We start from the raw sequence: 20039 nt of genomic DNA, 5'->3' as shown, positions 1-20039 counted from the left end.
ATCATTCACTTATATTGAATTCTTTTTCATAAAATCAATAATTTCTGAAATATATCCGAAAGCAATCGCTACTACGGTATCAGCAGCTCCATAATATACAGTCACTTTATCGCCTTCTGTTAATGCTGCACAAGGGAAAACCACGTTAGGCACATCTCCCGTAAGTTCATACAACTCAGCCGGAGCCAATAAATAGGGTTTTGTTCTGTACAATACTTTCGTAGGATCCTCAAGATCAAGCAAAGCTGCTCCCATTGAGTATCTGAAACCTCTGCAGGTATTGATCACCCCATGATAGAACAATAGCCATCCTTCTTCTGTTCTGATAGGAACCGGACCACCACCAATCTTTGTACACTGCCATGCACTGTCCTCGAAAGGTGTTACTTTCATTACACAACGGTGTTCACCCCAATATTTCATATCAGGACTATAACTGATATAAATATCTCCAAAAGGAGTATGCCCGTTATCACTAGGACGGCTCAACATGGCATATTTTCCATTAATTTTTTCCGGAAACAACACTCCGTTTCTGTTAAAAGGAAGGAACGCATTTTCACACTGGAAAAATTCTTTAAAATCAAAAGTATATCCAATTCCAATGGTAGGTCCGTTGTAGCCATTACACCATGTGATCCAGTAGCGGTCTTCTATAAAGGTAACACGTGGATCATATTTATAATCGGATTCAATCATATCGGTATTTCCCGCTTGCATTTCAATAGGGTCATGATTAATATCCCAATTGATTCCATCTTTACTGAACCCTGCAAAAATGTTCATTTGAACGGCTTTATTATCGCAACGGAATACCCCGGCAAATCCATCTTCAAAAGGAATTACGGCACTGTTGAATACACTATTGGACGTTGGTATTGCATATCTGTTAATGATCGGGTTTTCGGAAAACCTCCACATGATATCATTACAACCTTCCGGGCGATCCTGCCAAGGGATCATTACTGATTGAGCTGTCATAAAGTATTTTTACTTTTATTTAAAATTTGTTTATTAATTGATTGGTTCTTCTTTCTGATTTTCTGAATAAGGGAAAGGAACAAACAAGGTTACAAGGAATGCCGGAATGGTAGCAATCAGCACCCAGATAAAGAACATTTTATATCCGATCCAGTCACTAATCATTCCACTGAACATCCCCGGAATCATCACTCCAAGGTTCATAATTCCTGTAGCGAAGGCATAATGAGCTGTTTTATGTTTTCCGGGAGCAATCTGCTGCATCATATAAAGCATTAACCCTACAAAACCGAATCCGTAACCGAAGTATTCTACTACAACAGCAATTCCTACGGGTAAAAGATCAATAGGCTGATAATAAGCCAGTAGTGCATATACCACAAATGGGATATTGAATGCACAGCACAACCATATCAATGATTTTTTCAATCCGCGGGCTGAAATAAAATATCCAGCCAAAACAGATCCCAGGATGAATGCTGCAGAACCGTAAGTTCCATAGATAAGCCCGATATCTGATGTTGATAATCCTAACCCTCCTGAAGTTCTTGGTGCTTTAAAAAACAAAGGGGCAATTTTGATTGCAAAACCTTCTGCAAAGCGGTACAAAATAATGAACAAAATACACCACAGGATTTTCTTTTTGGTAAAGAAAGAAGTAATGACCTCCAACAATTCTTTACGGACATTTCCTGCCGTTTTTGCATCTTTTTGTTCTTCTTTGTTTTCTTTTGGCAGAATGAAATAGTGATACATCGCTAATGCAAAAAATAATAATGCATAGATCACCATAATCATCATCCAGGCATTGGTAACGCCTTTTGTTTTTTCCAACACTCCAGCAACATAGACTAAGGCTCCACTGCTGATAATCTTGGCAAGGTTATAAAAAGCTCCCTGCCAGCCAATATATCTGGCTTGTTCTTTATTACTAAGAAAACCAATATAGGTTCCGTCCGCTACTACATCATGGGTTGCTCCACAAAACGCAACTACTGCAAAAAGAGCAATGCTATATTTGAAAAAGTCGTGCAGAGGCAGACTTAATGCAACTAAAGCAAATAAAATTCCTATGGCAAACTGGGTAGCAACAACAAAGAATTTTTTGGTTTTATAGATCTCCAGAAAAGGGCTCCAAAGTGGCTTCAATGTCCATGAAAACATAATAAGAGCTGTCCAGAATGTGATCTGTGAATCCGAAACACCCATGTCTTTATACATAATTCCTGAAACCGCATTAATGGTTACAAAGGGCACACCCATTGCAAAATATAATGTGGATATCCAGAGAATAGGCTGAATCCGACGGGTTCCGGAGTTGTTTTTTCCCATATTTAAAAATAAGATTCTAAAGAAAAGAGAACATCTCAAGGTTCATTCCGGCTAAAAAACGAAACTATAATTTTTTTGGAGATCCTACGCCTATCTCCTGCCCGAATGATTATCCTTTATGAGATGTCTCTGTATTTTTGAAGTGATTTGATTATTTCTTATCCCACCATAACTTGGTAGCTCCGTTATCCGGGCCGCCTAATTGCTGAACTGCCTGTGCGTAATTAAAAGTCGAATTTTTTGTATCATTTGTGAACGGAATTCTTCTGATCATCTGATTGGTATCAATTAATCCTCCACTATCATTTTTTCTGACTTTGAACAAAACTGGGTAGCCTGTTCTTCTTTGTTCAGCCCATGCTTCAGGACCATCCGGGTAAAGAGCTAACCATTTTTGAGTGATGATTCTTTCAAGTTTCTTTTCGTTAGAATCACTGTTGTTCCAAGCAATTGTAATGGTACTTAACTGAGAGTCTCCGGCAAGGATATTATTGGCTGCATTTTTAGGATCAATATAAGGAGCTTCTGTTGAAACATTATCGGCAAGATAATTAGCTACATCAGAACTTTTTCCCCATTCTCCAAAAGATTGAGTGATACCTGCTTGGTAATTAGCCTGTGCATCCCCTGCGCCTGAGTAGCCTCTCAAAGCCGCTTCAGCTTTTAAAAACCAAGTTTCAGCAGCAGTAAATAATTTGAACTTTCCATCAGTCCCGGAGAAATAATCTCCACTGGCAGCTCTTGCTGCAGGTTGGGAATAGCCTCCATAAGTCGGTTTCCCATTGATTAAATCAATTCCTTGACGTATTCCTATATATTGTGGTTTACCTCCTACAAAAGTTGCAGGATCTGTTGCAGGATTAGCATACGCAGAAAGTCTGGGATCTTTGAAACCATTCATATAAGCCATTATTGGAGCTCCTATATAACAATCACCATACGAATAGACAATAAAACTTAATTCATGCTGTCCTACACTAATCAATGCATTGTCTGTATTATCAGAGATTAATCCTACAGGTGAAGCAAGGGCCTCCTCTGCGTATTTTTTTGATTTTGCGGGATCAGCATAACTCATACGCAAAGCAAATCTCAGCTTAAGAGAGTTGGCTAATTTTGTCCATTTGGCAATATCTCCACCATAGATTAAATCTGCCTTTTTCATCACACTTTTATCTTCTATACTCTCTGTTTCTGCAGTATTTTGTATTTTTTGCAAATCAGATATGGCAATAGTAAGGTCATTAATAAAATTGTTATAAGCGTCCTGCTGAGAATCAAAATCTGTAATCCCGTTTGCATTGGGGGTATCATATTTGCTATATACTACAGGTCCATGACGGTCTGAAACTCTTGCCGCTGTAAGAATTTTTAATATTTTTTTAACTGCAAAAGTTGCTGTGAAATCTATCCCGGGATAATTGTTTTTTGCAGCGTTATCAATGATAATAGAATTATTAAAAGTATCTTGTTGTTTCGAAATGATCCTATTGTTCCAGTTATCCATCATTAGATAAGTAAGATTATTGGTACCTCCATTAAATTGTGATGCCGTACTAAACATTCCACTATACATATCTGCATTGAGATTGGTGCCTAACTGATAATCTGCCTGAAAACCTCTTTGCATGGCTTTCATAGGGTCTACAATTGCCTTAAAGTCTGCATAAAAATTTTCCGGACCTCCAACTTTCTCTTGATTAAACTGTTCAAAGTCTCCGGTACAACTGGAGGCAGAAAGAAGTACTGCCATTCCAAGCATATAGGTTTTTATATTAATTATTTTCATTGTAGTATTGTAATTTAGAAGTTAGCTTTTAGTGATAATCCGATAGATCTGGTAATAGGTATACCAAAAGAATCCACTCCTACACCACCAGGTGTGTTTCCTGAAACCTGTTCAGGATCAAACGGTGCTTTTTTATAAAAGAAAAATAGATTTGTTCCTACTATACTTACCGTTGCATTCCTTAGATAGCTGGACTTAATATCAAAAGTGTAGCCTATAGATGCCTGACGCAGTCTTACCGTTGTTGCGCTATAGATATAGGCTTCATCAATTCCTGCTCCTTCCTGATTTGCTCCTACCGCTTTATAATAAGCTTGCGCATCTGTTAACCCAGTATAGGCAGCGCCTGCATTTGGTGTTCCTGGTGCATATACAGCATTCGGGATAGATACTCCACCTGCATCCCTAGCAGAAGCACTGTTCTGGCTTACCCCAAGCATATCATTTGCTTTTTCTGTAAGAGACAGAACCTGGCCTCCAAATTTTCCATCAATAAGAAAAGAGATCCCCAATTTCCCAATATTAAATGAGTTATTAAACCCTAACATAAATTTAGGATTCGGATTTCCCAAATAACCAATCTGTTTATCTGCCATAGGTTTTCCATCAGCATCTACTAAAATTCTTCCTTGGTCATCTCTCAGGAACTTAATACCATAGATATCTCCGAAAGACCCACCCACTCTAAGTTTTGTATAAGCTCCACCACCAGTAAGTGCAAGGAGTAAATCTTCTTTAACTTTTAATCTATCAGGAAATAATTCTACAATTTTGTTTTTGTTTGCAGAACCATTTAAACTGGCCGTCCAACCCAATTTTTCTGAATCTAAGATTTTATAGGATAGAGAAGCTTCAAAACCTGTATTTTGTATCTTTCCAGCATTTACATAGTATGAACCAGACGGCAATCCTCCTAAGTTAGAAGAAATTGTAATAGGTAAAAGCTGGTTAGTAGCATTTGAATTGTAATAGGTGATATCAAAACTTAAACGGTTTTTAAACAATCTTAACTCAGTTCCAACTTCAAAAGTTTTATTGAGCTCCGGCTTTACAAATAATTCTTTGAAAGCAGGATCCGTCACAAGTGAATATTTAGGATATATAATCTGACCGGCATCAACAATATATCCATAAGCAGTATTATATGGATTTGTTGCGGTTGTTAAATTTGCAGGCAATCCTAACCCTACAGTAGCATAAGACCCTCTTATTTTCCAAAAGCTAATGGCTTCAGGGAGTTTAAAGATTGAGGATAATACAGCATTAGCACCCACAGATTCATAATCATATCCACTGGTTCCTGTATAAGCCAAACTGGAATCCCAGTCATTTCTAAAAGTCATGTCCACAAAGAACATATTCTTATATCCCAAAGATGCACTTGCAAAAACCGACTGAATCTGCTTTTTAGTACTATAAATTATATTATGAAAGCCATCTCCGACACCCCTGTTTACATTCCATTGCAGGTTACTTACAGTAAACAAATTTGGAGCTGCCAAATAAGCATTATCAATTTCTGTTACTGTACTTCTTGAAGTATTGATACTTCCACCTACTGTAAAATCTAATGAAATATCTTCATTTAATTTGGGGCTCCCTACTAATAACATATCACCATAAGTAGAAGAGTTTTCGTATTTGTTTTGAAGAAATCTTCCATTTTCTCCGTTGCTCGTTATAAGATTTGGATCTGAATATGCTGAAACACCTCTTTGGCTATCAGTAATATTCCAGCTATAGTTACCTCTTACTCTTGCTGATAACCACGGATTGATTTGATATGCCAACGATAAAGCACTATATGTATTTTTGTTATTAACCGTTACTCTATTTCTATTTAAGACCCAATAAGGGTTTTGTGTTGCGGGATTACCATTAAATTTTCCATCTGATCCTATAGCCCACCAATTCTGAGCAGGTAATAATCTTTTTTTGTCTATAAAAGAATAGTTACTATTATTATATTGATCAAAGTCTACGCCTCTAGGCAACCAATACAAACTCACTAAAGGAGAGAAAGAAATACCAGGAGTCTGTCTATTGATACTGTTTTGTAAAGAGCCAATAAAATTAGCATCTAAGGTTAATTTATCATCCAGATATTTACTGGAATTTCTAAAGGAGACATTGTACTGATCAAAATACGAAGAAGGAACAATCCCTTTATTAGTGGTATTTCCTATCGAGAAATAATTCGTTGATTTTTCGGTTCCTGACTGGAAAGAAAGGCTATTAACCCATGTTGTACCAGTTTGTAGAAAATCTTTCAGATGATCCTTAGAAGCTCCTTTCGCACCCCAGCTTTCATTGGAAACACCAGGAGTTTGTCCAGAGACTGAGGGGTCATAAGACAGATAACTATGCTGTAATTTAGGAAGACTATATGCCTGATCTACTGTAAAACTAGTATTGTAACTTATAGAGCTTTTACCTACTTTTCCTTTTTTAGTTGTAATCAGAATAACACCATTTCCCCCAATAGAGCCATAAAGTGCGGAAGCGGAAGCTCCTTTTAAGAAGTTGATGCTTTCAATGTCATCCGGATTGATGGAACTTAAAACGTCTCCTGCGTCTGGCATTGTAGAATATTGGCTTGCCTCAGCAGATTTTCCAACACTGTTAATAATGGGAATACCATCTATTACATAGAGAGGCTGACTACTACTTGCTGATTTATTACCTCTCATTAAAACCCTCACCGAACTTCCTACACCGTTAGTTCTATTGATCTGTACATTGGAAACTTTTCCGCTGATAGAGTTTAAAAAATTGGGGGTTTTCACTTCTGTCAGTTCATCCCCACCAATTTGCTGGCTGGAATAGGTCAAAGCGCGGGCCTGCTTTTTAATCCCCAAAGAGGTGACTACGACCTCCTGAATATCGGTTGTCTTAGTAGTGTCGGCCGCTTTTTTTTCCTGTGCAGTAGCAGAAAGGGAAAAAACAAATAGAACCGGTATAACTGCTTTTCTCATAAGGTTTAGATTAGTTAGATTTAATTGAGAATCAACGACATTACTTTATATTTTAATACCCAAAAGATTATTGTTTTTTTAGCAATATTTTGCGGTTTATGTATTAAATTATTTAAAGTTTTGTTAAGATTTAATTCACATTAACAAATCTAAATTTTGTAACCAGTCTGATATAATACTATTTTATCATAAAACGATATTATTTTTTCAGCGCATTAATTTAAAAGCATGTAATAAACTAATTAACAATAAATTAAAATAAAATTTCAACAATCAAAAAAAGAGGAATTATCTCCTATTCTTCAACGTTAAATACGATAGTAAAATGAGAGACATAGAAATCTCAAAGAATATAGAGCAGAAAAATGAGAAGGACGTTATTCAATTTTTTTTACTCCCTTAAACTGTTCCCTGAACTCAGTTGGAGTGGTCTTTTTAATAGATTTAAAGACTTTATTGAAATTAGCAATATTATTAAACCCGGCTTCAAAAGCAATTTCAAAAACAGTAAGGTTTTTTTCCATCAGCCAGCGGGCTGCATAGCTTATTCTGATTTCATTAAGGTAATTGATAAAGGTTTTTCCCGTTCTTTTTTTAATAAATCTGTTGAAGGTCACATTACTCATATTGACCAATGAAGCTACATTGTCCAGGGTTATTTTATTTTCAAAATGCTTATGAACAAAATCATGGATGACCTTCATCTTATCATTATCATCAAAAGTTTCAGAATCGATGCTGTAGGAAGACAAAAGTATCTTATCCTCTGCAACAGCTAATTCATTGAGAATCTTCATAATTTCTATAAATGACTCAAAGCTGTTCATCTTAGAAAGGTTAAGAAACGAATCTTTTAGTTTTTCAGCCGTTGCCGTAGAAAATAAAATTCCTTTAATCGAATCCTTAATCAGATTATTAATAGGTTTCAGGATGTTTTTCTGCATCAGTGCCTGATTAAAAAAGTCCTGATTAAACTGTATGGTAATTTCGTGAGTCTTTTTGTACTTACATCTGTAATTTGCCCAACAATGCGGTAAATTGGGACCAACCAATACCAGCTCTAGATCTCCAATCTCCCCCGTATGATCTCCAATCATCCTGCGATATCCTTTTCCTTTATATACGAAGTTAATTTCAATCTCCGGATGGTAATGGTAAGGAAAATCAAAAGACTCTTTAATCCTGTCAAATACCAGAAAACTATCTTCTGGAGATAGTGGAGTTATTTCTCTAAGAATATTTTCTAGTCCGTTCATGAAGGCATTTTGAAAAAAGGTTAAGATATCGTTCGCAGTACAATTATTTGTAAATTTGATAAAATAATATCAATGTAAAAACATATTGACTATTTTTTTCACTTCATTTTGGTATGTATATCAGAATAAAATCCGGCTTATGTAATTTAATATGCTTCAAACAATGCTTTTTCGTATCTTTATACAGAACAATTTTTAATCAGGAAATAAATTTTTACATCAACATCAATTAATATTAATCAAAACCCAATAGTATGAGACGTAACGCAACTGCCGTTTGGAACGGTACCATTAAAGAAGGAAAAGGACATATTACAACCCAAAGTACCACTTTAAACCAGACACAATATTCTTTCAACAGCCGTTTTGCAGATGGTGTAGGAACCAATCCTGAAGAATTATTGGCAGCGGCCCATGCCGGATGCTTTACAATGAAATTAAGCGCTGAACTTTCCCAAGCCGGTTACGCCCCTGAAGAATTAACTACTACTTCAGTTATCACCCTTGATCCAAATATTGGAAAAATTACAAAATCTGAGCTTACTCTTACCGCAAAGGTTCCAGGAATTACTGAAGAAGAATTTCAGAAATATGCCAAGATCGCAGAAGAAGGATGCCCGGTAAGTGCAGCATTCAACTTTGAAATCACTTTGAATGCGACTTTAGCTTAAAAAAGCATACCTGCTAATACAATAAGTCTGAGTTCTGAAAAGGATTCAGGCTTAATTTCAAAATAAAATATACCACTTGGTATATTTTTGTATATTTGCATTTTAATTAAGCATTTAAAATGTCAAAGGCAGAAAAGACAAAACAATTTATCATTGAGAAAACAGCCACTTTGTTCAATACCAAAGGTTATAATGCTACATCCCTGTCAGACATCACCCAGGCCACGGGACTTACCAAAGGAAGTATCTATGGAAACTTTGAGAATAAGGACCAGGTAGCTATTGAAGTCTATAAATACAATGCCGGATTGTTGAGTAAAATAATGAGTCATTCGCTTGGAGACCAGTATCCAACTTCAACAGATAAACTGCATGCTTTTATAGCATTTTACAGAAAAAACTGGCGCGCTGTCTTTTCAAACGGAGGCTGTCCATTGATGAATGCGGCCACAGAAGCTGACGATTCTTTTCCAGCACTTAAACAGTATGTTCAAAAATCATTTACGTTGTGGACAGAAAAAATATCTGCAGTCATAACTCAAGGTAAGAAAGATAACGAATTGAAAACTTCAGTGAATGCTGATGAATACGCGTCTCTATTTATTATGCTTATTGAAGGAGGAATTTTACTTTCAAAAACAATGGATAATGAACTATTCCTGAATCAAGCGCTAGATAAGGTGAAAGACATGATCGATCATGAACTCACAATTCTTCCATCATAAATTGTACAATATGGAAACAAAAAAAGTGGCTATTGTAGGATACAACAGAATCCCATTTGCCAGAATGAATACCGCCTATTCCGAAAAGGGGAACCAAGATCTTTTACTGGCTGCTCTGAATGGATTGATAGATCGTTATCAATTAAAAGGTAAATTACTTGGCGAAGTTGCTGGCGGTGCCGTCATCAAACACATTTCTGAGAGTAACCTCATCAGAGAAACCGTAATGAACACTTCCCTGAATCCAGCAACTCCTGCCTGCGATCTTCAACAGGCTTGTGATACCGGAATTGAAGCTGCTATTTATATTGGGAATAAAATTGCGCTTGGACAAATAAAAAGTGGTATTGCCTGTGGTGTAGAAGCCATGAGTAACATTCCTTTTGAATCTTCTCCCCGCTTGAGAAAAGCTCTATTAAAAGCCAATAAAGAGAAATCTGCATTTGGAAAACTTAAACAGTTGTTAAGTCCAAAATTGAAGGACTGGATGCCTATTCCTTACAAAGGACAGGAGCCTAAGACAGGCCTGGTGATGGGAGAACACACCGAAATAACAGCAAAATATTATAAAATTTCAAGAGAGGAACAAGATGAACTGGCATTTAAAAGTCATCAGAATATGGCCAAAGCATATGATGAAGGATTTTTTGGCGATATGATAACTCCTGCCTTTAACCTCGAAAAAGACAATAATCTGCGTCTCGATACCAGCCTTGAAAAGCTTTCTCAACTCAAACCTGCTTTTGATAAGCAAAACGGAACTTTAACAGCGGGAAACTCAACCCCTTTTACAGATGGTGCCTCTGCAGTTTTATTAGCCAGTGAAGAATGGGCAAAAGCCAATAATCTTCCTATTCTGGCTTACATTACATTTTCAGAACTTGCAGGGATAGAATATGTAGAAAACCAACAGAATTTATTATTAGCACCTGTTTTTGCAGCTGAAAGAATGTTGAAAAAAGCAGGAATGAATCTGGAAGACTTTGATTATTACGAAATTCATGAAGCTTTTGCTGCTCAGGTTTTAGCAACCATTAAGATTTGGGAAAATGATGATCTGGCTAAACAGTTCGGATTGGAAAAAGCCCTTGGAAAAATAGACCGAAGCAAACTTAATGTAAAAGGTGGCAGTCTTGCAGCAGCTCACCCTTTTGCAGCAACAGGCGGAAGAGTAATAGCTACCTTAGCCAAACTCCTGAATGAAAAAGGAAGCGGAAAAGGCTTTATTTCCATCTGTGCGGCTCGTGGACAAGGGGTAACAATGATCTTAGAAAAATAATTTTCAGCTATTTTTATGGATAAAATATTCATTATGCTATAAATAATACACCTGTTTATTCGTCCATAGCGAAAGAAAAATGATAATATTGCAAACGGAAAACAAAATGATCAAGAAAAGCAGTGAAATGAAACATGGGTAAAAACACTTTACCTCATAAAAATCTAATCAGTTTTAAATAATCAACTAATATGAAAAGAGTTGTCATTACAGGATTGGGCGCAGTGACACCCTTGGGAAATAATGTCGAAGAATTTTGGTACAACAGTATTAACGGAGCTAGCGGAGCGGGATTAATCACTCATTTCGATTCAGAAAAATTTAAGGTACACTTTGCCTGTGAGGTAAAAGGTTTTGATCCAAAGCTACATCTTACCCACAACGAAATTAAAAGAAGTGACCTTTTTACACAATATGCAATGTACGCTTCAGCAGAAGCAATACAGGATTCAGGCTTAGATCTTGAGAATATGGATCCTTTTGACTCAGGAGTAATCTGGGGAACAGGACAGGGTGGAATGTGGACTTTTGAAAAGGAAGTAATGGATTTTGCACACGGTGATGGAACCCCACGCTTTAATCCGTTCTTTGTCCCTAAGTTTATTGCCAATATGGCTTCAGGAATGATCTCCATGAAATATGGACTTCAAGGAATCAACTACACAACAGTTTCTGCATGTGCTACAGGAAATACAGCATTAATGGATGCTTTCAACTATATCCGTCTTGGAAAAGCGAAAGTAATCATTAGTGGTGGTTCTGAAGCAGCTATAACTCCTGCTTCAATAGGTGGTTTCTCTATTATGAAGGCTATGTCTACGAGAAACGATGACTTTGCGACAGCCAGTCGTCCATATGATGCAGACAGAGACGGTTTCGTAATGGGTGAAGGCGCAGGTGCATTAGTTCTTGAAGAATATGAACATGCAATAGCAAGAGGCGCAACAATCTATGCAGAATTAGCAGGAGCAGCAATGACTGCGGATGCTTATCATATGACAGCACCTCATCCGGAAGGAGTTGGAGCTATCAAAGCCATGCAATTAGCTGTAAAAGAAGCAGGTGTAAATATGGAAGATATAGATTATATTAATCCACATGCCACTTCTACTCCATTGGGCGATTTAATTGAATTAAAAGCAATTAACAACGCTTTCAAAGGGAATAAAAAACTTGACATCAGTGCAACGAAATCAATGACCGGGCATTTATTAGGTGCCGCAGGAGCTGTTGAAGCTATTCTTTCTATTAAGGCTATTCAGAATGGTATTATTCCACCAACCATCAATCTTCACAGTATTGATGAGGGTATTCCGAAGGATATTAATATTGTATTTGGAGAAGCTAAGGAAAAAGAGATCAATTTTGCATTGAGTAATGCTTTTGGCTTTGGAGGGCATAATGCTACTATTGTTTTTAAGAAATTTTCTTAATTTTTAAAATAAAATTCTGGCAGGTTTTTATATCTGAAATTTAGTTAATAATAAATTCTTACTTAGTCAGAAGGACAAAAATACCGGAAGATTTTTAATGAAAATATTTATAATCCTTGTGTTTTTAAAGCACAGGGATTTTCTATGTGTAAAAGTTTTTTGTAAGTTAGTTCCATTACAAAATATTTTATGAAGAAACTTCACTATGTATTATTAATTCTCATTTCAAATTTTATTTATTCTCAGAATAATTTTGAAATTGATCTCAGTTCAGATCCGTACATTAATGACAGTCTCATGTTGGGAGCACCAATGACAAGAAAAGGATTTGGAGATCTTTATACATTTAAAATACAAACGAATAAAAATATTTCTGATTTTGCAAAAAAGGTCAAAATAGATTATTCAATTTATTATTTTAAAATTCACAAGAAAAATATTATCTGTGGCTTTATAGAATATCCTCAACCTGTAGCTTTTGGTTATATAGGAAAGAAAGGTGAAGGAGTTTATAATACAAAAATATTTTTTTTAGAAAAAGGAAAATATAAAATTGATTTACCCCAAAACATTCATAATCTAGAAGTTAATATAGATTCTCCAACCAACAAAGAGTATAGGGCTTTACAAAAATCATTGGACCAGTTTTATATAAAATCAAAAAGCCCACATCAACGTGACAGTTTGATAAACATGGACAAAAAACAGGAGTTTTTAGGAGAATATATCAGGAAAAATCCCAATTCGTATGTCGCCTTATGGGAAATTGTGAATGATTATACTTTTGAAGATTACCATCCTGCTTACTTGAAAAACCTGAATTTATTTTCAACAAAATTTAAACAACAGAAATTATACAAAGGTGTTGAAACTCGTTTAAAAGCTGAACAGTCTACATCCATCGGACAAAAAATACCTGATATTTATTTTGATAAGCAGAATAAATTGACTTCTGAAAGCTTTAAGAAATATAAATTAACCTTTATTGACTATTGGTCTACTACTTGCGCTCCCTGCATAAAAAGTATGCCTGAAATTGTGAAGCTATATAACGAATATAAAGGTCAAAATGTAAATTTCATCACGATTACAGACGAGCAAAAACCCAATAGAATAGAGGTTGCAAAGAATATTTTAAAGAAAAACAATGCCAATTGGATTAATTTCTTTGATGTAAATAAAGACTTCCAAAAGAAAGTAAACGCTACAAGCTATCCTCTCCATTTTATCATCGACGAAAACGGAAAAATAATTGCCCGAATCAGTAATAACATTGAGGAAGCCAGAACTGTTATTAAAGAATATTTACAATAAGTTTTTCAAAAGAAAAAAGCAGTCATTTTTTGACTGCTTTAAATCTTATGCTTTTAACCATTCCGAAGAGGAAAGGTAATTTTGATCGGGATAATAGATGAATAATAAATTTCTACCTTTTATCGTATTAATCATAGATTGCGAGAGCTCTCTCGGTACAGCAGGGCAACCCCAGCTTCTTCCGATTCTTTTATGCACTGCTGCAAATGTATCACTTACATAGTCTGCTCCATGCATTACAATCGCTCTTCTATATGCTGCATCATTGAATCCTTTATCCATTCCCAATAATCTCAATGAATACCCGTTGTCTCCCTGATAAGTTGCATCCGTGATATAAAATCCTATGCTGCTCTGCCGCGAACTTTCCGTGTTAGAAAAATTCATAGCAAATTCTTCGCCTGTATTTTTACCGTGGGCAACTAATGAGTTGAACAGTACTTTTTTGTCGTTAAGATCAATAACCCAAAGTCTTTTGCTATTGGAAGACATAGAAAAATCGCAAACAGTTAATAAATGCGACTCATCCGTAAGCAATCCTGCTTTCTTTAGATTTTCAAATCCTGTTAATGCTTTGGAAAAAACTTCGTAGTTCATTTCATGGTCAGGATCAAATTCAATTGTTTTGTATAATGCTTCTGCCGAAGATGCTGTTGCTGCAGCACTCTTCTCAGATTTCGTGTCAGTTACTCTTTTTGTTTTTGTTGTTGTGATACTTACACTCTTTACTTCTGCTCTTGGAGAAATGTAGAATGAAGTTGTCACCATGTAAAGAAGGCCTATTACGCCATAAAATCCTTTCATTCAATAATATATTAGTACCAAATTAGTGGGGCAAAATTATAAAAACATAGTTATCAGCCACTTATAAGTCTAAAAAGTTTAACTGAATTTAAGAAACTTTAACGGAGGGTCTCAGCACGTATCTGATTATAAACCTCTTCTATTTTTTTCCAATAACTCCTATTTATCTTACCATAGATGGGGTAAAGACATTTGACCGCTAAAATATCCAACTTATTTCTTGTTTCCATCCATTTCATAATATTTTTAACCAATATCAACTCATCAAATCCTGCCCACTCTCCTGCTGGAATCAAAAGGTTTGAAAAGAAAACTGGAAAAACCTCATATTGATCAATTCCTTTGATTTCTTCAAAAGTAAAAGAACTTTCAAAAAAGGATGTTGCCATGTATCTGAAATCTAACTCCTGAAGCTCTGTATCGAGATATAGTTCTGACAAAGTGACCCAGACTCGTTTTCGGTTTTCCAGACTCAATTCTTTCATGGCCATGAAATAAAGCTCATTATTTTTGGGAATCTCCTACAAATTCCAAGCTAATAGAATTCATACAATACCTCAATCCTGTAGGTTTTGGACCATCATCAAAGACGTGTCCCAGGTGGGAGTCACATCTTTTGCAAAGTACTTCTACCCTTTCCATTCCATAGGCAGTATCTCTTTTATAGTAAACCCCTTCCTTATCCGCTTCAAAGAAACTCGGCCATCCACAGCTGCTTGAAAATTTTGAAGTGGAACGGAATAAATGATTACCACAAACGGCGCAATAATAATCTCCTAATTCATCAAAATCATTATATTTTCCTGTAAAAGCTCTCTCTGTAGCAGCTTCCCTTGAGATTGCATAAAGATCCGGAGCCAGTATTTTTTTCCATTCATCATTGGAGATATTCAATTTTGCAGTATCGGTTCTTGAGTAATATGGATTGTTTTTTGCTTCTGTATTTTCCATAGAAGTAATTTTAATAGGTTGCTGTTTCTGCGTACATCCCTGCAGAACAATTAATATAATGAGTGAAACTAAAAATTTCATTGTAATTCTGAACTCTTAAAGTTAATTGCAATATTTAAAGCAAAAGCTTTTATTAAGATTAAACAGTTTCATAACCAAATTTAGTAAATTTGAGAATATGAATGACGAAGCAAAAAGAAAACAGCTTAGAAAATATAAGGCATTTGCCACAGGACTTTTTGTTCTGATGGCTCTTATTTTCATTGTTACAACTATAATGCAGAAGTCCAGTTCTTCTCATTGGATTGGGTATGTACGTGCTTTTGCCGAAGCAGCCATGGTGGGTGCTTTGGCCGACTGGTTTGCCGTAACGGCTTTATTTCGTCATCCGCTTGGGCTTCCGATTCCTCATACCAATCTGATTGAAAACAGTAAGCAAAAGCTGGGAGATAATCTGGGAAGCTTTGTAGTCAGTAATTTTCTTTCACCTCAAAATATACGGCCGTACATTCAAAAAATAAAGGTTTCCGGTTTTGCCGGAGAATGGCTTGCCAAAGAAAAAAATCAGGATATTCTGATCCGAAACCTGTCTGATATTGTTCTTGATATTCTCAATAAGCTTGATGATTCTACGGTGAGTCAGTTCATCAGTAAAAAGGTATCAGAAATGACGGATGATATTAAGCTCAACAAGGTGGTAGGAAACGGGATCCATTATATTCTGGAAAAGAATGACCATCAGAGGATTATTACCAACCTTTCAAAACAGATTAAGGAATACATTATTCAAAATGATGAAATGATTAAGGACCGGGTAAAAAAAGGAAGTTATACTTTCATTCCATCTTTCGTTGATAATAAAATTGCGGATAAGATCGCGGATGGTTTATCTGTTTTTTTCAAAGAAATAGAAGAGAATCCGGAACATGAAGTCAGAGGATTGATTACTCAAAAAATCTATGAATTTTCTGTGGACCTTAAAGAAGATCCTAAGTGGGATGAGGAATTCAAAACCATTAAAAACGGACTTCTTAAAAATGATAAGCTTGAAGAATATTCTAATGACATCTGGGTTTCCATCAAGAAAACACTAATGAAAGAACTCCAGGAAGACCATTCTGCTTTGAAAAATTATCTTTCCAAAAACCTGAATGAGTTTTCACAAAACTTAAAAACAGATGAAAACCTTCAGAATAAAATAGATCATTGGGTTCGGGTAACGGCTTATAAATATATTCTCAAAAATACCCATCAATTTGGGAACCTCATCAGTACCACTGTGGGCAACTGGCAGGGTAAAGAGTTAAGTGAAAAATTGGAACTGGAAGTTGGAAAAGATCTTCAGTTCATCCGTGTTAATGGGACTTTAGTTGGTGGTTTGGTAGGATTGATTATCTATACCATTGCTCACTTTTTTATTTAAAACAGCAATATCCAGCTATGAAAAAGATTTTCACTCTATTATTATCTTTCAACCTGACTTTTTTCTTCTGCCAGAAAGTTGAATTAAAGCAGGTTACAGACTCTTCCCAGATATTTAAAGGAGAAATTGCAGGAGTTCCTGTTACATTACAGCTTCATTATAATGGCATTCCGGATTGTAACTTATATCAGCATTTTGTAGATGGCTGGTATTATTATGATAAATATCAGAAGAAAATTCCATTAACCGGACTTTATGATTATGGGAAACTGTCATTATATAATTTCGGACCGAAGCATCAACAGAATTCCAAACAGTTTAAAGAAAAAATCAACTCGCCGCAGGATGTGGAAAAAGTAGCTGAAATTGCAAAAACTCTTACTCCAAAAGAAACCATCTTATTTGGGCAAGATCAAACTCAGGAAAACCCTATTCCTGGAAGTTTTTATATTGAGAATAAAGACAAAGTTCAGCCTGCAAAGCTATTTACCGGTAATGATATGATCTACCGCTACAATAATTATCTGATTTTACCCAATAACAAAAAAATTAACACCTTTGATGTTATTAATCTATATGGCGGAAATGAACTGATCTCTTACGTTTCCGGCGAGAAAGGAAACCGAGTTTTATTATATTTTGACCATTCCTCCAACCTAAATGCATGTGGAAGATGCGGAGCCAGCGAAGGAGAAAAAGGCTACAGGGCTCTTTATTTTACCAAAGACTGGAACTATAAACGCTATGAGGAATTCCTTACCGAAAGCTGTCTGGAAAACATGTATGATACAACACAGATTAAATCAAAGGATGGCAAAACGCTACAGTATAAAATAAGAAAATCGGATTCTTTTCCGGCTCATACATTGACCGTTGATCTTAAAAATGCATCTGTAATAAAATCAAAATAAAAGAGAGCTCATTTTCTGAACTCTCTTTTTATATTATCTAGGCAATCTGCTTGCTCTTTTTAAAATTTCTTTGTTGATTTCGTTAATTAACTCCGGGCCTTCGTAGATAAATCCGGTATACAATTGAACCAGACTTGCACCCGCATCTAGCTTTTCAATGGCATCTTTTGCTGAGTGAATTCCTCCTACTCCAATGATCGGGAATGCTCTGTTACTTTTATCGGAAAGATACTTAATCATTTTTGTACTTCTCTCACGAATAGGTTTTCCGCTTAATCCCCCATTTCCTATTTGCTCTAAAACTTCAGAAGATGTTTTCAGCCCTTCTCTGTTTACTGAAGTATTGGAAACGATTACTCCATCTATTTTTGTTTCTGCAATCAGCTCTACAATTTCGTCCAACTGAGTGTTATTAAGATCCGGAGCAATTTTAAGTAATATAGGTTTCTGTACAGATTTTGACTGATTGATTTTCTTTACTTCCGTGATCAGCTCACGAAGGTATTCCACATCTTCCAGTTTGGCGTGGCTTCCTACATTCGGACAGCTTACATTGAGTACAAAATAATCTACATAAGGATGAAGACCTTCAAAACAATCCAGATAATCCTGTGTATAGTTTTCAGGTTTTGTATCTGTATTTTTTCCGATATTTCCGCCAATGATTATTTTCCCTTTGTTAGATTTTAACTTTTCAATAGCAGCCTGAAGACCATCGTTATTGAATCCCATTCTGTTGATGATTCCTCCATCTTCAATAAGACGGAATAATCTTTTCTTAGGATTTCCAGCCTGAGCTCTTGGGGTTACCGTTCCAATTTCTACAAATCCGAACCCTAAGTCTCCCAATTCGTTGAACAAAACCGCATTTTTATCAAAACCGGCAGCCAATCCTACAGGATTTTTAAACTTCAATCCGAAAACTTCTCTTTCCAGACGTTTGTCTTCAATAGGTTTTGGGAAAAATAATTGAGTAAGAAATCCAAAATTCTTAAGCATCGAAAAAGTAAAGTGATGCACTTCTTCGGGATCAAATTTGAAAAGAATCGGACGAATGAGCGATTTGTACATTGAAAAAAAGTTTTACAAAATTACTCATTTTAAAATTAACCATAGATTAACCTATGATATTTTATCGAAATACCTGATATATAGCATCTATAATACAGGAAGATCTGATTTATCTTTAAAGCATCCTTGACAAGGATTTAGGATTTGCTTTTCTCTTTGGTTGTAAATTAAGAGTACTGAGTTAAATCAAAATTCAGAATGTCTCCTACTTTTTTGAACTCTTCATCTATAGTAGCATTTACGGTAATTCTTTCGTTAGAAATAGGATGATTGAAAATCAATTGATGAGCATGAAGGGTCATTTTGTTAATGCCAAATGTTTGAAGCCACAACTTATTCTGCTTATTGCAGCCATGTTTGCGACAGCCTAAAATTGGGTGTAGAATATGTTTAAAATGTTTTCTCAATTGATGAAATCGTCCCGTTTCAGGAATCGCTTCCACTAAACAGTATCTTGAAGTCTGATGTTTTAAAAAGGGTAAAGCGATTTCTGATTTTTGCAAAAGATGATAATAAGTAATAGCATTTTGCTTGACTTCATTTTCATTAATCAAATCGTAATCGATGGTTTCTTCTTCTTTCGTCCAGCCTCGCAGTATGGCAATATATTTTTTTTCCACTTCTCTGGTTGCAAAACGGTCGCTCATGATTCTAAGGGTATCTTTATCTAACGTAAATAGCAGCACACCTGAAGTTTTTCGGTCTAACCGATGTACAGGAAACACTTTTTGTCCAATCTGGTTTCTCAGTTCCTGAATAGCATAGGTATCTGCTTCTCCGGCATAAAAGGATTTATGAACCAATAATCCACTGGGTTTATTGATGGCAATAATATGCTCATCACGATAAAGAATTTCTAACATGGGGCAAAAGTAGAAATTTTTCTACTGATTCTTATTTCAGATGAGGAAACCTTCAACCTTTAATGGTAGATTTATTTTTACCTTAACGGGTTTTTGAAACCCATTAGAGTTTACTAGCCCTGATTGAGCGGTATGTTTGAACTTTTTTCTTGAGTTTCGGGGGGGGGGGGGGGGGGGGGGGGGGGGGCGGGGGGGGGGGGGGGGGGGTAGAGGGACACGCGGGGGGAAGGTGAAAATAATTAAAAAAATAAAAATTTTTAT

Annotated in this window: 17 protein-coding genes; 7 read left to right on the top strand and 10 right to left on the bottom strand. The window is 35.8% G+C overall.

Annotation, left to right across the window (positions count from 1 at the left end):
• Nucleotides 1-9: 9 nt before the first annotated feature.
• The 5 genes from J2772_RS18310 to J2772_RS18290 form a co-directional block, all read right to left on the bottom strand.
• Entirely contained in the window at nt 10-981 is a 972-nt protein-coding gene (locus tag J2772_RS18310; RefSeq protein ID WP_209919249.1) for a glycoside hydrolase family 130 protein, read from the bottom strand.
• A 33-nt stretch (nt 982-1014) separates the two neighbouring features.
• Entirely contained in the window at nt 1015-2313 is a 1299-nt protein-coding gene (locus tag J2772_RS18305) for an MFS transporter (protein WP_209919246.1), read from the bottom strand.
• A 151-nt stretch (nt 2314-2464) separates the two neighbouring features.
• Nucleotides 2465-4102 carry a SusD/RagB family nutrient-binding outer membrane lipoprotein gene (locus tag J2772_RS18300; RefSeq protein WP_209919243.1) on the bottom strand — a complete coding sequence of 546 codons (1638 nt, stop codon included), beginning with the start codon at nt 4100-4102 and terminating at the stop codon, nt 2465-2467.
• 14 nt (nt 4103-4116) lie between these two features.
• On the bottom strand, nt 4117-7077 hold the full coding sequence (locus J2772_RS18295; RefSeq protein WP_209919240.1) for a SusC/RagA family TonB-linked outer membrane protein: 2961 nt from the start codon (nt 7075-7077) through the stop codon (nt 4117-4119).
• A gap of 377 nt (nt 7078-7454) precedes the next feature.
• On the bottom strand, nt 7455-8333 hold the full coding sequence (locus tag J2772_RS18290; protein ID WP_209919238.1) for an AraC family transcriptional regulator: 879 nt from the start codon (nt 8331-8333) through the stop codon (nt 7455-7457).
• Nucleotides 8334-8587: 254 nt separating this feature from the next.
• Between J2772_RS18290 and J2772_RS18285 the strand changes: the two genes are divergently transcribed.
• The 5 genes from J2772_RS18285 (at nt 8588) to J2772_RS18265 (ending at nt 13755) form a co-directional block, all read left to right on the top strand.
• Nucleotides 8588-9004 (top strand): OsmC family protein, encoded by a 417-nt coding sequence (locus tag J2772_RS18285; RefSeq protein ID WP_209919236.1) that lies wholly within the window; start codon nt 8588-8590, stop codon nt 9002-9004.
• 119 nt (nt 9005-9123) lie between these two features.
• Nucleotides 9124-9729 (top strand): TetR/AcrR family transcriptional regulator, encoded by a 606-nt coding sequence (locus J2772_RS18280; protein ID WP_209919234.1) that lies wholly within the window; start codon nt 9124-9126, stop codon nt 9727-9729.
• A gap of 10 nt (nt 9730-9739) precedes the next feature.
• Nucleotides 9740-11008, top strand: coding sequence for an acetyl-CoA C-acetyltransferase (locus J2772_RS18275; protein WP_209919233.1), 1269 nt, complete (start codon nt 9740-9742; stop codon nt 11006-11008).
• Between the two features lie 191 nt (nt 11009-11199).
• Nucleotides 11200-12441: a beta-ketoacyl-ACP synthase II gene (gene fabF / locus J2772_RS18270; protein ID WP_209919230.1), complete on the top strand. Its 1242-nt coding sequence runs from the start codon at nt 11200-11202 to the stop codon at nt 12439-12441.
• A gap of 189 nt (nt 12442-12630) precedes the next feature.
• Entirely contained in the window at nt 12631-13755 is a 1125-nt protein-coding gene (locus tag J2772_RS18265) for a TlpA family protein disulfide reductase (protein ID WP_209919228.1), read from the top strand.
• A gap of 45 nt (nt 13756-13800) precedes the next feature.
• Here the strand turns inward: J2772_RS18265 and J2772_RS18260 are convergent, their stop codons facing one another.
• The 3 genes from J2772_RS18260 to msrB all read right to left on the bottom strand — a co-directional run bounded on the left by J2772_RS18260 (nt 13801) and on the right by msrB (nt 15591).
• The gene (locus J2772_RS18260; RefSeq protein WP_209919226.1) at nt 13801-14559 is read right to left on the bottom strand and encodes a murein L,D-transpeptidase catalytic domain family protein; all 759 of its coding nucleotides are present in this window, start codon (nt 14557-14559) and stop codon (nt 13801-13803) included.
• Nucleotides 14560-14657: 98 nt separating this feature from the next.
• Entirely contained in the window at nt 14658-15044 is a 387-nt protein-coding gene (locus J2772_RS18255) for a hypothetical protein (RefSeq protein WP_209919224.1), read from the bottom strand.
• A 19-nt stretch (nt 15045-15063) separates the two neighbouring features.
• Nucleotides 15064-15591, bottom strand: a complete 528-nt coding sequence (msrB, locus tag J2772_RS18250; protein ID WP_209919222.1) for a peptide-methionine (R)-S-oxide reductase MsrB — start codon at nt 15589-15591, stop codon at nt 15064-15066.
• Between the two features lie 97 nt (nt 15592-15688).
• Between msrB and J2772_RS18245 the strand changes: the two genes are divergently transcribed.
• A complete protein-coding gene (locus tag J2772_RS18245) occupies nt 15689-16933 on the top strand; it encodes a DUF445 domain-containing protein (RefSeq protein ID WP_209919220.1) in 1245 nt (414 codons plus the stop codon).
• Nucleotides 16934-16950: 17 nt separating this feature from the next.
• Nucleotides 16951-17844 (top strand): hypothetical protein, encoded by an 894-nt coding sequence (locus J2772_RS18240; RefSeq protein ID WP_209919218.1) that lies wholly within the window; start codon nt 16951-16953, stop codon nt 17842-17844.
• Nucleotides 17845-17877: 33 nt separating this feature from the next.
• Here J2772_RS18240 and J2772_RS18235 read toward each other — a convergent pair whose 3' ends face one another.
• On the bottom strand, nt 17878-18915 hold the full coding sequence (locus J2772_RS18235) for a quinone-dependent dihydroorotate dehydrogenase (protein ID WP_209919217.1): 1038 nt from the start codon (nt 18913-18915) through the stop codon (nt 17878-17880).
• Nucleotides 18916-19082: 167 nt separating this feature from the next.
• Nucleotides 19083-19778, bottom strand: a complete 696-nt coding sequence (locus J2772_RS18230; RefSeq protein ID WP_209919215.1) for a pseudouridine synthase — start codon at nt 19776-19778, stop codon at nt 19083-19085.
• Nucleotides 19779-20039: the final 261 nt, after the last annotated feature.

It is taken from the genome of Chryseobacterium jejuense (assembly GCF_017877355.1).
In the GTDB taxonomy this organism is placed as follows: Bacteria; Bacteroidota; Bacteroidia; order Flavobacteriales; family Weeksellaceae; genus Chryseobacterium; species Chryseobacterium jejuense_A.
Note: the sequence above shows the minus strand (reverse complement) of the source record. Positions and strands in the feature narration are given on the sequence as shown.

Excerpts from the sequence above, each read along its gene's own strand:
- msrB (WP_209919222.1), bottom strand. The coding sequence starts at position 15,591 with ATGAAATTTTTAGTTTCACTCATTATATTAATTGTTCTGCAGGGATGT.
- J2772_RS18230 (WP_209919215.1), bottom strand. The coding sequence starts at position 19,778 with ATGTTAGAAATTCTTTATCGTGATGAGCATATTATTGCCATCAATAAA.
- J2772_RS18300 (WP_209919243.1), bottom strand. The coding sequence starts at position 4,102 with ATGAAAATAATTAATATAAAAACCTATATGCTTGGAATGGCAGTACTT.
- J2772_RS18305 (WP_209919246.1), bottom strand. The coding sequence starts at position 2,313 with ATGGGAAAAAACAACTCCGGAACCCGTCGGATTCAGCCTATTCTCTGG.
- J2772_RS18290 (WP_209919238.1), bottom strand. The coding sequence starts at position 8,333 with ATGAACGGACTAGAAAATATTCTTAGAGAAATAACTCCACTATCTCCA.
- J2772_RS18245 (WP_209919220.1), top strand. The coding sequence starts at position 15,689 with ATGAATGACGAAGCAAAAAGAAAACAGCTTAGAAAATATAAGGCATTT.
- J2772_RS18275 (WP_209919233.1), top strand. The coding sequence starts at position 9,740 with ATGGAAACAAAAAAAGTGGCTATTGTAGGATACAACAGAATCCCATTT.
- J2772_RS18265 (WP_209919228.1), top strand. The coding sequence starts at position 12,631 with ATGAAGAAACTTCACTATGTATTATTAATTCTCATTTCAAATTTTATT.
- J2772_RS18240 (WP_209919218.1), top strand. The coding sequence starts at position 16,951 with ATGAAAAAGATTTTCACTCTATTATTATCTTTCAACCTGACTTTTTTC.
- J2772_RS18310 (WP_209919249.1), bottom strand. The coding sequence starts at position 981 with ATGACAGCTCAATCAGTAATGATCCCTTGGCAGGATCGCCCGGAAGGT.
- J2772_RS18255 (WP_209919224.1), bottom strand. The coding sequence starts at position 15,044 with ATGAAAGAATTGAGTCTGGAAAACCGAAAACGAGTCTGGGTCACTTTG.
- J2772_RS18280 (WP_209919234.1), top strand. The coding sequence starts at position 9,124 with ATGTCAAAGGCAGAAAAGACAAAACAATTTATCATTGAGAAAACAGCC.
- fabF (WP_209919230.1), top strand. The coding sequence starts at position 11,200 with ATGAAAAGAGTTGTCATTACAGGATTGGGCGCAGTGACACCCTTGGGA.
- J2772_RS18235 (WP_209919217.1), bottom strand. The coding sequence starts at position 18,915 with ATGTACAAATCGCTCATTCGTCCGATTCTTTTCAAATTTGATCCCGAA.
- J2772_RS18260 (WP_209919226.1), bottom strand. The coding sequence starts at position 14,559 with ATGAAAGGATTTTATGGCGTAATAGGCCTTCTTTACATGGTGACAACT.
- J2772_RS18295 (WP_209919240.1), bottom strand. The coding sequence starts at position 7,077 with ATGAGAAAAGCAGTTATACCGGTTCTATTTGTTTTTTCCCTTTCTGCT.
- J2772_RS18285 (WP_209919236.1), top strand. The coding sequence starts at position 8,588 with ATGAGACGTAACGCAACTGCCGTTTGGAACGGTACCATTAAAGAAGGA.